The following is a 14,216-nucleotide window of genomic DNA, read 5'->3' as shown; positions in this document are numbered from 1 at the left end:
TAGGTGTATAATATGCGACTGGGCCGTAAAGGTTGGAACAACGTTATAATTTTCTCTATGTTGATTATGATTTTCTTTTTGAATGGCTGGCATAAGCACTTGTTTAATCACTCTGTAGAGCCTTCAATACAGCCCGTTTTGCCAAAGCAGAGCTTTATTTTAACGCTTAAGTATGTTGATCAAAAAATTGAGCGTATTGGTACAAGTTGGCGTATTACTGATTTAAATAATGTTGAATCAGGTCATTGGCAACCTTCCACTAAGCAGTTGGAGGAGCTTATTAATCTTTGGCAAAGAGCAGAGCTTAAAAGTATTAATGAGTCAGTGGTTTTTAACCCTAAAGCACCATTATATGTAGCTACCTTTGAGCTCGCTGGAGAAAGCGTGCCATGGGTTTACTTATTATATAAAGATGAAACGCATTATTATTTACTTGAAAAAAGTAGCCAACGTGTTCTAGCGCTTGATGTAGCAAAGGCTAAAGAGTTATTTCCTAGTTTTGATTTTTCACAAAGTGAGTCTAATTAATGCCTGAATTACCAGAGGTAGAAGTGAGCCGAATGGGTATCACTCCCCATGTACAAAACCAAGTTGTTACTAAAGTAAATATTTACAATGCTAGTATGCGCTGGCCAGTGCCTGATGAGGTGTATCAGCTTGAAGGGCTTATAATCACAAGTATTGAACGACGAGCTAAATACTTACTTTTACACTGTGAGCTTGGGAGCTCTATTCTACATTTGGGTATGTCAGGTAATTTGCGTGTAGTAGATAAAAGTGAGCCACTTAAAAAACATGACCATGTAGAATTTATTTTTGGTAACGGTAAAGCACTGCGCTTAAACGATCCTCGTCGCTTTGGTTGTTGCCTATGGCAAGAGCCAGGTGAGGTGCATAAACTGCTCTCTAAGCTTGGTCCTGAGCCTCTTACGGATAATTTTTTTGCAAAGCGTGTATACGAGCAATCGCGCAACAAAAAAGTCCCTGTGAAGCAATTTATTATGGATAATGCCGTGGTAGTGGGGGTGGGTAATATTTATGCAAACGAATCGCTTTTTAAAGCGGGCATACATCCTAAGCGGGAAGCCGGTAAGGTATCACTTAAACGCTATCAAGTACTTATTCCTATTATAAAAGATACGCTTGCGGCGGCTATTACGCAAGGTGGAACAACGCTCAAAGACTTTGCGCAAAGTGATGGGAAGCCTGGGTACTTTGCTCAAGAGTTATTAGTATATGGCCGAAAAGGTAAGCCATGTATGACGTGTGAAAACGAATTAGAAGAAATTAGGTTAGGGCAGCGTAGTACTATTTTTTGCTCAAATTGCCAAACGTAGTTAACCGAACTCTGGTTAATAGCTGGCCTATTGCAAGTCAATTAAACGCAATTAGCGTCAGATTTAATCTCTCAAATAGATAAAGTATTATACCGATTGGCATAAATAAAAGCCCGTTGATACTTAGTATCAACGGGCTTTATTTATCATTTTTGGCAATGTTAAACTTTAAAAGCATCTACCGATAAACGAAGTTCTTCAGCAAGTTTTGCAACTTCTGAACTTGATATATTGGTTTGATTTGCGCCTTCGGCTGTTTGCTCTGCGATGGCTACAATAGATTCAAGGCGTTCACTGATTTCTTGTGATACTTGCTGTTGTTCATGTGCTGCGGTAGATATTTCTTCGCTTACGTCATGGGCTTGTGCAACGGCTTCTGTTATCGAGTCAAGCGCCGCATTAGCTAGGTCACTTTGTTCAACACAAGATTCTGCTTGTTGCTTACCTTTATTCATAGCATTTACAGCAGCTTCAGCACCTGTTTGTAATGATTCAATCATAGATTGAATCTCTTGGGTTGATTCTTGAGTTTTACTTGCAAGCGAGCGTACTTCATCAGCTACAACAGAGAAGCCTCGTCCATACTCTCCAGCTCGAGCTGCTTCAATCGCTGCATTTAGTGCTAGTAAGTTGGTTTGATCTGCTATGCCACGTATAACATCTAAAATATTACCAATTGACGCACTATCTTGATGAAGTTTATTGATAACTTGTGATGCATCATCAACTTCTCGAGCTAGTTGCTCAATAGTCGCTTTATTTTGGTTTGAAATACCTTTTACTCTATCGGCTTCTTTGTCAGCGTTTTTAATTTCATTTAATGCTTGTTGAGCGCTTTTGCTCACTGTTTGAGAAGTGCTGCTCATTTCAGTCGTCGCTGTAGCGGCTTGTTCAACTTGTGCTTGTTGATTACTAATAGCTTGGCTTGATTCAGCTGTAATTGTTGAAGTTTGCTCTGAAGCAGCTGCCAGCTGAGTTGAACGAGAAATAATACCTTGAATCAAACTACGTAAGCTATCAATTAGGGTATTACAGCTGCTTGATAATTCACCAAATTCATCTTTAGCACTATCATCTAAGCGTTGCGTCATGTCACCACTTGCAACAATATCTAAAACACGATTAACCTCAGCGAGTGGTTTAGTAATACGGCTAACCGTCATAACTGCTATAGCAATGGCTATCAATGTTGCGATAATCATTCCTGCCCAAGTCCATAAGTTAGCCGAATCAACATCGCTACTTACTTCTTTTTGTAGTGTAAAAGCGACATCACTTGCTTGTTGCACTAACTCATCAATTTGATTTAATGCCATTTGAGTGGCTTCTTCTGATTGAGCAAGTTCTTTTTCTGTTAATGCAATAGCATCAATTAAACGTTTTTTATTTGCAGGTAAACCATTATTACCTTTTATATTGTTTTCTAAAGAGTCTACATACTCTTTTAGACTTGTGTACAAATCACTATTTGTTTGTTCTATAGCTGGTTTTATCAATGCAACAGTACGTATGACTTCGTCAAGGTAATAGGTTTGTTCATTTTTAACTATATCAAGCGTGTTCAATGTTTTAACTGTAAGCATGTCCGTGCTATTGCTAACTACAGACATAAAGTTATTTTCTAAGCTGTTTGCCGCTTGGTATGCGCGAGGAGAGTTTTCTTCAAAGCCATTAATGTCAAGAATATCTAATACAACAGAGTTAGCATCTTCTGTAGTTAGCTCTATAGCATCTAGCTGTGCTTTTAATGTTTTATTTAATTCCAGTTGTTTGCTTTTATCATCTAGAAGACTTTCTACTGTACTTAAGAAACTTGCGTATGTTTTTTCTACATCTTGACTACTGCGACTAAGAGCTGGGTTTGACTTAACAACACTTTGTAATTCTGAATGGAGCTTTGTAAATAGTTGTTTTTGCTTTAGTACTTGTTTTTTTATTGGTTCTAATTCTTTGGTCGAAGATGTGTAAAAGCTTGCTTGGGCTGATTTACTCATTAAAATAAACTCGGCTTGTAACTCTGAGCTTTTATTTAATGCAGGAAGTGAAAGCAGGTTAACTTGTTGAGCTGAATTGTTTATATTTTCTATTTTTATCAACGAATTACCACCAATGACTAAAAGTAGTAACGTTATTACAATAAAGCCACCCCAGATTCGTTGGCTGACAGTTAAGTTCATATGTATTTTCCAATAAAAAGTACGACAAGTGGTAACTTATCGGCTCTAGCTGCGATAAGTTAAGTAATTAAAATCAATTACTTTAAATTATATTAATTGTTCATATACAAATCTAACAGATGTATTAGCATTTATCAGTTTATTTAGACAAAAGGTGTGACTTTTCTGCAATTATTTTTTTGTTTTCTAATTCCAGCAGTGTCATCGCATTACCCCATACACATCCCGTATCTAATGCATATATATTTTTATTATCTGTTTTACCTTCTAGAGCTGCCCAGTGTCCAAAAATAATGCTGTGCTTAATTCCATTTATATTAGGGTGCTTAAACCAAGGAGTTAATTCATCATTGTTGGTTATTGCGCTTTTTGTATCGAGTTCTAGTTTATTTTCTTTTGTTAAAAATCGCATGCGGGTAAAGTAATTAACTATATATCGAAATTTTTCAAAATCATCAAGTTTACTCGACCATTCTACAGGGTGTGCTTGGTACATGTGTTCAAAAAATATTTTAGCAGTATTTGATTGGTAGCAGCTTTTTGCAAATTCAGCGTGTTTTAGCGCTTGCTTTACTGACCAATCAGGATTTAACCCTGCATGAGAGATGAAGCTATTATATTGTTTTAACTCTATTGCTAGTGGTTGGGTTTGTAAAAAAGAAATGTAATGTGCCAATTTAGAACTTTTAAATATTGGGCTTAATTTATCTTTTGGGTTAATTGGCTTGTTTAGATAGTAACAGGCAATCATGTGGAGATCATGATTGCCCAAAGTTATGGTTATACTATCTTGGTGCTGGTAAATATAGTCTAGGCAAGCTAGTGAATCTGGCCCTCGAGCAACTATATCACCAACTAAATACAAATGATCTTTACTGGGGTTAAAATTAACTCGCTGTAGTAGGGTGCTAAATTCACTAAAACACCCTTGTAAATCACCTATCGCATAGTCTGCCATTAGTGGTTACGGCTTAATGCAAAATATTGGGGCAGGCTAAACGAAAAACGTTTATAGGGGCTTGAAACTCAGCACCAAACTCGTTACGTAAAGTGTAATGACCTTGCATTGTGCCTACGGGAGTATCTAAAATTGCCCCGCTGGTGTATCTATAACTTTCACCAGGTCCAATGTCTGGCATTTCACCAACTACACCTTCACCTTCAACTTCAATTTCCTTACCGTTAGCATCTGTAATTAACCAGTAGCGGCTAAGTAACTTCGCACTACATAAGCTATGGTTTTTAATCGTTACTGAGTAAGCAAATACATACTTTTCAAGTTCAGGTTGAGATTGACCTTCAACATAAAATGTTTCTACGGATACCTTTACAGGTGACCCAATATTACTGCTTGTTGTCATAAATCCAGTTAGCTATATCAATAAATTGTTGTAAAGATAAGCGCTCAGCACGCAGCGTTATATCAATGCCGATGCTGGTAAGCTCTTCTGCAGTTAGTAAATTACCTAAGCTGTTACGCAGTGTTTTACGGCGTTGATTAAAGGCTTCTAAACAAACTGTATTTAATATTTTAACGCTTTTGGCGGTGCGTTGCTCTGGCTTTTTAGGTATTAGACGAATAACCGCAGAGTCAACTTTTGGTGCTGGCTTAAAGCACTCAGGTGGCACTTCAACTACCGGCATTGCGTGACAGTAGTATTGAGTCATTACACTTAAGCGGCCAAATGTTTTACTTCCCGGGCCAGCAACCATACGTTTTACCACTTCTTTTTGAAGCATAAAGTGCATGTGTTCAATATGATCTGCAAATTCAAAAAGATGAAATAATAACGGTGTCGAAATATTGTAAGGTAAGTTACCAAACACTTTTAATTTTTTGTCATCGCGTACCAAACTTGCAAAGTCAAACGTCATTGCATCGCCTTGGTTAACGGTTAATTTAGGCCCTAAAAATGGGTGCTCAATTAATCGTTGCGCTAAATCTTTATCTAATTCAACAACCGTTAAATGGCCACTTAAGTCGGCTACTGGCTCAGTAATTGCGCCAAGGCCGGGGCCAATTTCTACTAAGTTGTCTTCAGGTTTAGGATCAATTGCAGAGACTATTTTATCGATGATAGATTCATCAAATAAAAAGTTTTGCCCAAAACGTTTACGGGCGCGGTGTCCTAAATGTACTTTATCGGTCATTGATTTTGTGCTTTTTCTTGGGCGAGCTTAATTGCTTCGCGGATCGCTAATTCAAAACTGCCAACGTCAGCAGTCCCCGTTCCTGCTAAATCGAGTGCAGTACCGTGGTCAACTGAGGTGCGGATAAATGGTAAGCCAAGGGTAATGTTTACTGATTTACCAAATCCCTTGTATTTTAGCACAGGTAATCCCTGATCGTGATACATAGCAAGCACGGCATCTGCTTCAGATAGGTACTTATCTTGAAATAAGGTGTCGGCCGGTAATGGGCCAATTAGATTCATACCTTCGCTTGTGAGTATTTCAAGCGTGGGTGTGATTGTTTCTATTTCTTCACGACCTAGGTGGCCGTCTTCACCAGCATGTGGATTTAAGCCACACACTAAAATACGCGGCTTTTCTATGCCAAACTTGGTTTGTAAATCGTGATTTAAAATACCGGCTACTTTAATTAAACGTTCTTGTGTGATTGCTCGTGATACATAGGCTAGTGGGATATGAGTAGTTACAAGTGCAACACGCAATCCTTCAGTTGCGAGCATCATTACTACATCTGCAGTATTTGATTGCTGCGCAAAATATTCAGTGTGCCCGCTAAATGAAATGCCCGCTTTGTTAATAATGCCCTTGTGAACTGGACCAGTAACAACTGCGTCAAACGTACCATCCATGTTTTTTTCACTTGCTATACGCAAAGTGTCTAATACATATTGACCATTGCCGTCGTTTAGTACGCCAAGCTCTACATCAACTCCTAAATCAACTTGATGAATATAGATGCTTCCAGCTGGTGCTGAGGTTGCTGGTAATTGTTCATCAAACTCAATTAGGTTTATAGATAAACCAAGGTGTTTAGCGCGCTCTTTTAGTAATTTTCCATCAGCCAGCACTACAAGTTGAGCATCCCACGCTTGCTGAGCAAGCGTGAGTAGCAAATCAGGGCCGATTCCGGCAGGTTCACCCGGAGTAATAGCAATTCGTAGGGTCATATTTATTGTTCTGTTGGGAAAATTTCAACGTGGGCTTGCTCGCGCATTTCTTGCTGCCAGTTAAAACTTTCTTCTTTAAATTTACGGTTAAATAGCATGCCATGTGCACGATTACGTTTAGCTAGTTCTGTTTTATCTGCTACGCGTTTACCAAGTAACTGAACAATATGCCAGCCAAATTGTGTTCTAAACGGTTCGCTGATTTCATCTTGCTTAAGAGAAAGTAATGTATCTTTAAACGCGGGTACGTAGGTCGTAGGATCAGTCCAGTCGTATTCACCACCTTTAAGTGCTGAGCCTGGATCTTCAGAATATTCTTTAGCAAGCTCACCAAAATCAGCTTTCCCTGCGCGTAAATCTTTTGCAAAACCTGCAAGCATCGAGCGAGCTTTTTCTTCACTCAAAATAATAGACGGTTTAATAAGTATATGACGTGAGCGTACTTCGGTTGTTTCTACTACCTGCAAACCACGTACATCTTGTACTTTTATAATGTGAAAACCTGCACCAGAGCGAAGAGGTCCGACAATTGCGCCTTTCTTTTTATTTTTTACAGCTTCAGCAAAAAGAGACGGCATTTCGTTGATGCCCATCCAACCAAGCTGGCCACCTTCAAGTGCTTTAGAGCCACTTGATGATGAAATCGCAATACGTTTAAATTCTTGGCCATCGTTTAACAGTTCGATAACTTTATCAGCACGTGTTTTTGCGCTATCTATTTCGCCGGCTGTCGCATCATTAGGAATGTCTATTAAAATATGACCAATGTCATACTCTTCAGCACTTTGTCCTTGGGTTTCCATTATTTTTAAAAGATTATCGACTTCTTGCTCGCTAATATAAATACGGCGATCGACATTGGCACGTGTTACTTGTTGTGTGGTGATCTCTTTTCGAATTTCTTCACGGTAGGCTTGAAAGCTTTCACCCGAACCTTCAATGGTGCGGCGTAAGTCGGCAATAGTACCGCCTTGCTCTTTTGCCATATTGGCAAGTGTTTGGTCTAGCTGGCTGTCTGAGATTTGTAGTCCCATACGCTCAGCCATTTGCATCATAAGTGCTTGGTTTACTAAGCGCTCTACAGCTTGTACACGAAGAGTCTCGTCTTTCGGTAATTGCTGGCCTTGCTCTTGTGCTTGCTTTTTAACACGATCAATGATGGTGTCTACTTCACTTTGTAAAATTACGCCCTGATTTACAACGCCAATAACTTTATCTATTTCTACTGGTGCAGCCATGGCACTTTGACAAAGGCTGACGCTTAAAACTGCTGATGTTAATAATTTTTTTAAATTCATATTCTTTTTACTACTCTTGCTAATAGTACTGTTGTGATACTAGTTATTAAGAAAATACGGTCTACGATAGCCAAAAATACCTTGTTGTAATAATTTTTGTGCATCATAACGGCTTTTACTGCCAAGTCCTTTTAATACAAAATTCAAACTAATACCTGAATCAAAAGTTGCTTGTTCTTGCCCTATTAACTGATTTAAATCAGTTTCTATTTGGCGATGGCCAGTAATTTGGATTGCCCAACAGCATGATTCATACTGTAATCCGCTCAATACTTCGATGCTTCGATTATTTTCAAGGTCTCGGTGATAGCTAGCAATAAATTGCCATTCATCACTAATAGGAACACTTGTAAATATACCTGCTTGTTCGATTGTATTTCCTGAGACATCATTTGCATAGCGATGGTTCAATTGTACTAGCTGATTATTATCGCCTTTGTAATCAAGTGTTACATTTGACTGTACCATTTGTTTACCATCGGTATCATATTGAATACCTCCGCCAAGATACCAACGGCGATGCCAATGTAACATGGTTTGTGCTGCAAACAGTGCATTATAATTGGTGTCTGAATTTAAGCCTTGTTCTGTTGGCTTAGCGTCGTCACTTAAATAAAATATTTGACCTGCACTAAAGTTAAATACTTCAGCTTGTTTCTTATCAAATAAACGTGTTGTAGCCCCTAGAGTAAATTGATTTGCTGCGGCTATTCTGTCAACACCCGAAAAACGTACATCTCTAAATAAGCCAAAAAAGTCATCTTGTAATTTGGTTGTATCAAATAAACCAATGTCTGATTGATCTTTATTAGGTGTATATAAATATTGAATTTGCGGCTCTAGGGTTTGTACGCCATCTTCAAAAAAGTATGAAGCATCACGTTCAAAATTAAGTTGCGAGTATAAACGTACTTTAGGAATAGTACGAGATACAGTGTCGCTGTATTGTGTGCCAGTCAAGTGTCCACTTTGTTTATAATTAGTTTGTAGTAAACTAACTTCAGACAAAAAAGACCATGCATGGGTTGCATACTTATAGCGTGCTTTTGGCTCTATATGGACACGCGTTGCACTGTCTATGGCTACTTCGGATGAATCATTAGTAAAATGACTGATTTCGCCCGATACACTAAAATCAAAGTTATCAAAACGCCATGGTGTGGTTTGAGTAAAGTTAATTTGTGGTACAGCTGTATATGATTCTAAGTGATCGCCAAGTACTTCAAAGTTTTGTACTTTAATATCTGTTTGCCATGTGTCACCTAAATGCGTAAGTGAGCCTGTACGATAAAGCTGGGTGTCGGTTCTATTTGCGTAATTAGAGCCTAAATCTGTGATGTAGTTATCATCACTTACATTGGTCACATTAACATTAGCACGCCAATTTTCGCCTAAGTAGCTTTGTTGTTGCCAATGAAATATATACCGCTCGTTTAAGCTAGGTTCTGAGTCATCACTGTCTAAATATTCAATCCCTATTAAACCTTCATGTTGTTCGCTAAGGTATCTTAATTCAGTTTGTAGCTGCAGCCCTTTATTAGACATATAACGCGGAGTAATAGTGGCATCAAAATTAGGCGCGATATTTAAGTAATATGGTGTAATAGTTTCTACACCGTATTTGTCAGAGCTTGAAATGGTTGGGGTAAGTAGCCCGGACTTACGTCGCTCATCTAAAGGAAATGTAAAATAGGGGAGATATAAAACCGGTGTATCTAAAATGCGCAATACTGCGTTGTATGTTTCTCCCCAACCTTCTTCACGCGAAAGGTTTATTTCGTCAGCTGCAATTTCCCACACTGGGGTGTCACTTGGGCAAGTAGTAAAGCTTGCATTCATGAGCAGTAAGCCAGACTGATTAACAGTAAGTTTTTCTGCGCCACCCTTACCTTGCTGATCTGTCAGATTATAATCTGCACCGAGTAGGCTTATTTCTGAGTTATTTAAGTCGGCATTTAATCCACTACTGCTTATTTGGCTAACGTAATCTTGGTAAGTAATTGGCCCTGTTGCATTTAACAAACCGCGTTGTTTGTCTATCAATGCAGTTTGTGCGGACAAATTCATCTTAAGGGTGTTAATATCAACGTTGCCGGTAAATTCAGCACTTTGAGTGCCAAGTAGTTCGACATCATCAGCTTGAATGTCAACTTCACCAAGGTTAAGGCCTTCAAGTGGTTGCCAAGCTCTGGTTTGCATTGAAATGCCACAAAGATTGTGTGCAAGTTCAGTTTTGGCAAGCGATGGTGCGCTAACTACGCTTAGCATCAATATGCCCCAGGTTTTGCTCATTTATCGACCTTAATGCTGTGTAATTAAATATAATCTGCACATAATAAAGGAAAATAATGGCAAATACAGTAATTGACCTAATTAACTTAGTGAAAAATAGATATCTTATAAAATGAAACGCTTTGAGAATTTGCAACAATTTATAAACACACACTTTAATGAACAGCCAACCTCGCTAAATGTAGTAACTGGTGACGCTAGTTTCCGTCGCTATTACCGTTTAAATTGCAAGGGGGAGCATTTTATTGTGATGGACTCTGATCCAAACAAAGTAAATAACGCGCCTTACATATCACTTAATAAGGTATTTACAGAACAAGGTTTTTTACTCCCTAAAATAATAGTTAGCGATGAACTACAAGGCTTTTTTATATTGAGCGATTTAGGCAGTACACATTTAGCTGACATGCTAGGTGATACAAACCGAACAGAACATTATAAAGAACTAATAAACCTGAGTGTTAAATGGGCAAAAACGCCAGCTTCGGATGTTATGCAAGCTTATAACGAAGACTTTATAAAGCTTGAACTTGATATATTTAGTCAGTGGTTAGTGACCGGTTTTATTAATGAGTCATTAAGTGTGGATCAAAAAATAATGTGGAAAACAAGCTCAGAGCTATTAATAAAGGCCATGCTTGCACAACCAATCGTTACTGTTCATCGGGATTATCACAGCCGTAATATTATGAATAATAATGGCCAGTGGGCAATTATAGATTATCAAGATGCTGTAAGAGGGCCGCTATGCTACGACTTGGTATCGCTACTACGCGATTGCTATTTTAAGTTGCCCGATGCAGAGCTAATAAGTTTGCTTGGTTTCGCTTATAAAGAATTTACAGATCAAGATTTAATAATTGATACTTCATTTAATGAGTTTAAATATTACTTTGATTTAACTGGGTTACAGCGTCACTTAAAGGCAGCCGGTATATTTTGCCGATTGTATTTACGCGATGGGAAATCTGGTTATTTAGATAATATTTTACCGACTCTTAATTACATTATTGAAGTAGCTGCAAATTATTCTGAGCTTACTGCTTTGAGTGAGTGGATTAAAAATATAATAGTGCCCAAAGTGATGGATAAGTTAGCAAAGGAGCGCGCATGAAAGCGCTAATTTTAGCTGCAGGACGAGGGCAGCGCATGATGCCACTAACACAGAATATGCCAAAGCCAATGCTAAAAGTGGCTGAAAAACCACTTATTGAGCACCATATAAGTAACCTTAAAGCTGCAGGAATTAACGATATTGTAATAAATCTCGCCTGGCAAGGTGATAAAATTAAAGATTATTTTAATGATGGTAGTCAGTTTGGTGTCAATATACAGTACAGCCAAGAAGTTGAAGGTGGCCTGGAAACTGCGGGCGGTATAATTCAAGCATTACCACTGTTAGGCAATTCGTTTATTGTTATAAATGGCGATGTATATACTGATTACAATATAAGCTCGCTCGTTCAGCTACATTTACACTCAGATGAAGCGCATATAGTGTTAGTTGAAAACCCACCTCATAACCTTGAAGGTGATTTTGCGTTAAGTCATTTGTCGCCAGATAGTCAAAAGTATACATTTTCAGGAATTAGTCGTTATGAGGCTGACTTTTTTAAAGGCATTGAGCCGGGTATTCGTCCTCTTGGACCCATATTACGCAGTAAGTTAAGTGAACGTTTAGTTTCTACTGAACTCTATATTGGTCAGTGGGACGACATAGGAACACCACAACGTTTGGCATTACTTAATGAGCGCTTAGCAATAGCCAATACATAAATTTGATAGAGGTAGTTATTTAGATGTGGGGAAAAATACTCGGTTTTTGTTTTGGCTTTATGTTTGGCAGACTTTTTGGAGCCATTCTCGGTCTTTACATTGGCCATTTATTTGATAAAAGCTTAAAAAATGACTTTGAGAAAGCGGGTGGTTTTTCAAACTTATTTAAAGGCGATGATGTAAATGAACGACAAGCATTATTCTTTTCTAGCTGTTTTGCTGTTATGGGACACATTGCAAAATCAAATGGCAGAGTGAGTGAAGTTCATATAAAAGCAGCTAGTTTATTCATGGATGAAATGGGATTGAAGGGTGATGAGCGTCGTGAAGCTCAATACGCTTTTTCATCTGGTAAAGGTAGGGACTTTTCACTCAAAGAAACCGTAAGTGATTTTAAAGAGCGCTTTGCAAAACGCCATGACCTGATGCAGTTGTTTTTAGAAATTCAAATACAAATGGCATTTTCGGATGGCGTTTTAGCTGAACAAGAAAAACAACTTCTTCATGAAGTAAGCAAGCAACTGGGTATTTCAAAAACACATTTTGCATTTGTATTAAAGCGTTACCAAGCAGAGTTTAACTTTAGACAACATCAGCAGCGCTTTAAACAACAACAAAGCGAAAGTAACAGTTATCGTGAAGGTTCTGGGCACCATGTGCCACCCAACGATAATATGGACCGTGTACAAGCATTAGCATTGCTAGGGCTTAATGAGGGGGCAACTACACGAGAAATAAAAGTTGCATACCGTAAGTTAATGGCACAACACCATCCCGATAAATTGGTGTCACAAGGTCTTCCGAAGCACATGATGGAGTTAGCCGTTAAAAAGAGTCAAGACATTCAAGCCGCTTATGAGTATTTAAAACAGGCGGCGTAAAAAACCGTCAATTTCTTTACTTAGGCGCGCATGTTGTTCTGGTTGATCTCGAAGGCCAAATAGTTCTCTTTGGCGATAATCAAATTTAGCGTTACGGTTGACCCAGCGCTGACGGTTCTTGAGGTTCATTAAAATATCTGTGCTATCTGTGGCGTAATAAATATCAAGCAATGCCGGAGTAACGAGTGAAGTTGTCTGGTTTAGGTTTTTATTGCGCTTAGTATTAGGTAAAAAGCTGCTTAGGCTAATAAATGCATCAACCTGTTCTTTTGGAAAATCAGCGTAATGTTCTAAGAGTACACCTGCACTAGTACCTTGAGCTATCACGACTATGTTACTCGGCTCCTTCATTGCAGTTTGATAAAGCGCATTAAATCGAGAGATTAAATTTATTTTATAATTGTCGAGTACTTCATCGGTTACTTTTTCTATTGCATCTACGAAGTGGGGGGGGGCATCTGTTTTCACTTTTACAGGCTGCTCACTTGTAGTTTTAGCATCAGCGGGAGGTGCAGTATTAGAGGGAGAAGTGTTATCAATGCTGTTAGTTTGCCACTCTATATCGGGTACTGTCATCGCATAGGTGGTATAACCTAAGTTATTCAGCTCTTTTCGTAAAAAATTCATACCCGTATTATTAGTCGGGGTCGAGTGCCAATCAGGTATAAGCAATACCACACCTCTAAAGTTGGCGCTCATGTACTCACTGTATAAGCTCAGAAATTCAGTTTCGCCTGCAAGAATTGGTTTTATTTCGTCATTTGGAAGTAAACGTTTTATGTCATTATTTTCAATGGCTGAATAGGGGGGCGGGGCAATATGCTCTGCAGATATCGTATGCAGACTTATAAATAGCGAACAGCTTAAGAGTAAGTTAAATAAGGCTGTTTTAAAAAATTGCGCAAAAACCATAATAAACTCAAATAATGAATACTTATTAGGTATCGGCGCAGCTGTGTAAAAGTTTAGCCCTGTGATTTAATTAGGGCCTGTTTATCTTTCGAGGTTAAATTTGCAGCAGTATGTTTGGTATTTAGGCAAGGCAGAGCCTATGTAGTGTGGTTATTCCCCATAAATAGGCGATAACGTAGCACAAATGCCAAACATACGCTGCCTGAAGGGTTCTGCCTAAGGGCAATTTACTCTTTGTTGCTCGGTTTTTACTTAGCCCACTAGGTCACAAACCTCGCGCCGCGATTAAATAGCCCCTAGATTGAACAAATTTTAATCCTGAAAGGTCAACAGGCCCTAACCTGAACTTGGATAAAAAACCATCTCAAGTTGTTATTTTTAGCACTATCTTTGCTGCAGACTC

At 38.5% G+C, this 14,216-nt stretch carries 13 protein-coding genes; 5 read left to right on the top strand and 8 right to left on the bottom strand.

All coding sequences use genetic code 11. The annotated features are described in order from the left end of the window. Positions 1-12 precede the first annotated feature (12 nt). Positions 13-528, top strand: coding sequence for a hypothetical protein (locus V6260_RS12855; RefSeq protein WP_341594560.1), 516 nt, complete (start codon positions 13-15; stop codon positions 526-528). Next, positions 528-1,337 carry a bifunctional DNA-formamidopyrimidine glycosylase/DNA-(apurinic or apyrimidinic site) lyase gene (mutM, locus tag V6260_RS12850; RefSeq protein ID WP_341594559.1) on the top strand — a complete coding sequence of 270 codons (810 nt, stop codon included), beginning with the start codon at positions 528-530 and terminating at the stop codon, positions 1,335-1,337. Before V6260_RS12855 ends, mutM begins: the two co-directional genes overlap by 1 nt. A gap of 161 nt (positions 1,338-1,498) precedes the next feature. On the opposite strand, the gene V6260_RS12845 is transcribed toward mutM, so the two are convergent. From V6260_RS12845 to lptD, 7 genes are all read right to left on the bottom strand, one after another. Then, on the bottom strand, positions 1,499-3,514 hold the full coding sequence (locus V6260_RS12845) for a methyl-accepting chemotaxis protein (RefSeq protein ID WP_341594558.1): 2,016 nt from the start codon (positions 3,512-3,514) through the stop codon (positions 1,499-1,501). Positions 3,515-3,653: 139 nt separating this feature from the next. Further along, positions 3,654-4,472: a symmetrical bis(5'-nucleosyl)-tetraphosphatase gene (locus tag V6260_RS12840; protein ID WP_341594557.1), complete on the bottom strand. Its 819-nt coding sequence runs from the start codon at positions 4,470-4,472 to the stop codon at positions 3,654-3,656. A gap of 13 nt (positions 4,473-4,485) precedes the next feature. Further along, positions 4,486-4,875 carry a Co2+/Mg2+ efflux protein ApaG gene (apaG, locus tag V6260_RS12835; RefSeq protein WP_341594556.1) on the bottom strand — a complete coding sequence of 130 codons (390 nt, stop codon included), beginning with the start codon at positions 4,873-4,875 and terminating at the stop codon, positions 4,486-4,488. Continuing rightward, positions 4,859-5,665 carry a 16S rRNA (adenine(1518)-N(6)/adenine(1519)-N(6))-dimethyltransferase RsmA gene (rsmA, locus tag V6260_RS12830; protein WP_341594555.1) on the bottom strand — a complete coding sequence of 269 codons (807 nt, stop codon included), beginning with the start codon at positions 5,663-5,665 and terminating at the stop codon, positions 4,859-4,861. The genes apaG and rsmA overlap by 17 nt, the downstream gene beginning before the upstream one ends. After that, on the bottom strand, positions 5,662-6,654 hold the full coding sequence (gene pdxA, locus V6260_RS12825) for a 4-hydroxythreonine-4-phosphate dehydrogenase PdxA (RefSeq protein WP_341594554.1): 993 nt from the start codon (positions 6,652-6,654) through the stop codon (positions 5,662-5,664). Before pdxA ends, rsmA begins: the two co-directional genes overlap by 4 nt. 2 nt (positions 6,655-6,656) lie before the next feature. Beyond that, the gene (gene surA / locus V6260_RS12820) at positions 6,657-7,952 is read right to left on the bottom strand and encodes a peptidylprolyl isomerase SurA (RefSeq protein ID WP_341594553.1); all 1,296 of its coding nucleotides are present in this window, start codon (positions 7,950-7,952) and stop codon (positions 6,657-6,659) included. A gap of 39 nt (positions 7,953-7,991) precedes the next feature. Next, positions 7,992-10,244, bottom strand: a complete 2,253-nt coding sequence (lptD, locus tag V6260_RS12815; protein WP_341594552.1) for an LPS assembly protein LptD — start codon at positions 10,242-10,244, stop codon at positions 7,992-7,994. A gap of 112 nt (positions 10,245-10,356) precedes the next feature. On the opposite strand from lptD, the gene V6260_RS12810 reads away from it, so the two are divergent. From V6260_RS12810 to djlA, 3 genes are read left to right on the top strand one after another with little or no spacing between them, the layout of a single operon-like run. Further along, on the top strand, positions 10,357-11,358 hold the full coding sequence (locus tag V6260_RS12810) for an aminoglycoside phosphotransferase family protein (protein ID WP_341594551.1): 1,002 nt from the start codon (positions 10,357-10,359) through the stop codon (positions 11,356-11,358). Further along, positions 11,355-12,020, top strand: coding sequence for an N-acetylmuramate alpha-1-phosphate uridylyltransferase MurU (gene murU, locus V6260_RS12805; RefSeq protein WP_341594550.1), 666 nt, complete (start codon positions 11,355-11,357; stop codon positions 12,018-12,020). The genes V6260_RS12810 and murU overlap by 4 nt, the downstream gene beginning before the upstream one ends. A 23-nt stretch (positions 12,021-12,043) precedes the next feature. Then, positions 12,044-12,901: a co-chaperone DjlA gene (gene djlA, locus V6260_RS12800; protein WP_341594549.1), complete on the top strand. Its 858-nt coding sequence runs from the start codon at positions 12,044-12,046 to the stop codon at positions 12,899-12,901. Here djlA and V6260_RS12795 read toward each other — a convergent pair. Next, entirely contained in the window at positions 12,884-13,813 is a 930-nt protein-coding gene (locus V6260_RS12795; protein WP_341594548.1) for a DUF3530 family protein, read from the bottom strand. The genes djlA and V6260_RS12795 overlap by 18 nt on opposite strands. Between the last annotated feature and the right edge of the window lie 403 nt (positions 13,814-14,216).

This window comes from Pseudoalteromonas aliena (assembly GCF_038155085.1).
Taxonomy (GTDB): domain Bacteria; phylum Pseudomonadota; class Gammaproteobacteria; order Enterobacterales; family Alteromonadaceae; genus Pseudoalteromonas; species Pseudoalteromonas aliena_A.
Note: the sequence above shows the minus strand (reverse complement) of the source record. Positions and strands in the feature narration are given on the sequence as shown.

What these genes read in the sequence shown, in the direction of transcription:
- lptD (WP_341594552.1), bottom strand. Translation starts at nt 10,244, where the DNA reads ATGAGCAAAACCTGGGGCATATTGATGCTAAGCGTAGTTAGCGCACCA.
- mutM (WP_341594559.1), top strand. Translation starts at nt 528, where the DNA reads ATGCCTGAATTACCAGAGGTAGAAGTGAGCCGAATGGGTATCACTCCC.
- rsmA (WP_341594555.1), bottom strand. Translation starts at nt 5,665, where the DNA reads ATGACCGATAAAGTACATTTAGGACACCGCGCCCGTAAACGTTTTGGG.
- V6260_RS12855 (WP_341594560.1), top strand. Translation starts at nt 13, where the DNA reads ATGCGACTGGGCCGTAAAGGTTGGAACAACGTTATAATTTTCTCTATG.
- djlA (WP_341594549.1), top strand. Translation starts at nt 12,044, where the DNA reads ATGTGGGGAAAAATACTCGGTTTTTGTTTTGGCTTTATGTTTGGCAGA.
- surA (WP_341594553.1), bottom strand. Translation starts at nt 7,952, where the DNA reads ATGAATTTAAAAAAATTATTAACATCAGCAGTTTTAAGCGTCAGCCTT.
- V6260_RS12845 (WP_341594558.1), bottom strand. Translation starts at nt 3,514, where the DNA reads ATGAACTTAACTGTCAGCCAACGAATCTGGGGTGGCTTTATTGTAATA.
- apaG (WP_341594556.1), bottom strand. Translation starts at nt 4,875, where the DNA reads ATGACAACAAGCAGTAATATTGGGTCACCTGTAAAGGTATCCGTAGAA.
- V6260_RS12795 (WP_341594548.1), bottom strand. Translation starts at nt 13,813, where the DNA reads ATGGTTTTTGCGCAATTTTTTAAAACAGCCTTATTTAACTTACTCTTA.
- V6260_RS12810 (WP_341594551.1), top strand. Translation starts at nt 10,357, where the DNA reads ATGAAACGCTTTGAGAATTTGCAACAATTTATAAACACACACTTTAAT.
- murU (WP_341594550.1), top strand. Translation starts at nt 11,355, where the DNA reads ATGAAAGCGCTAATTTTAGCTGCAGGACGAGGGCAGCGCATGATGCCA.
- pdxA (WP_341594554.1), bottom strand. Translation starts at nt 6,654, where the DNA reads ATGACCCTACGAATTGCTATTACTCCGGGTGAACCTGCCGGAATCGGC.
- V6260_RS12840 (WP_341594557.1), bottom strand. Translation starts at nt 4,472, where the DNA reads ATGGCAGACTATGCGATAGGTGATTTACAAGGGTGTTTTAGTGAATTT.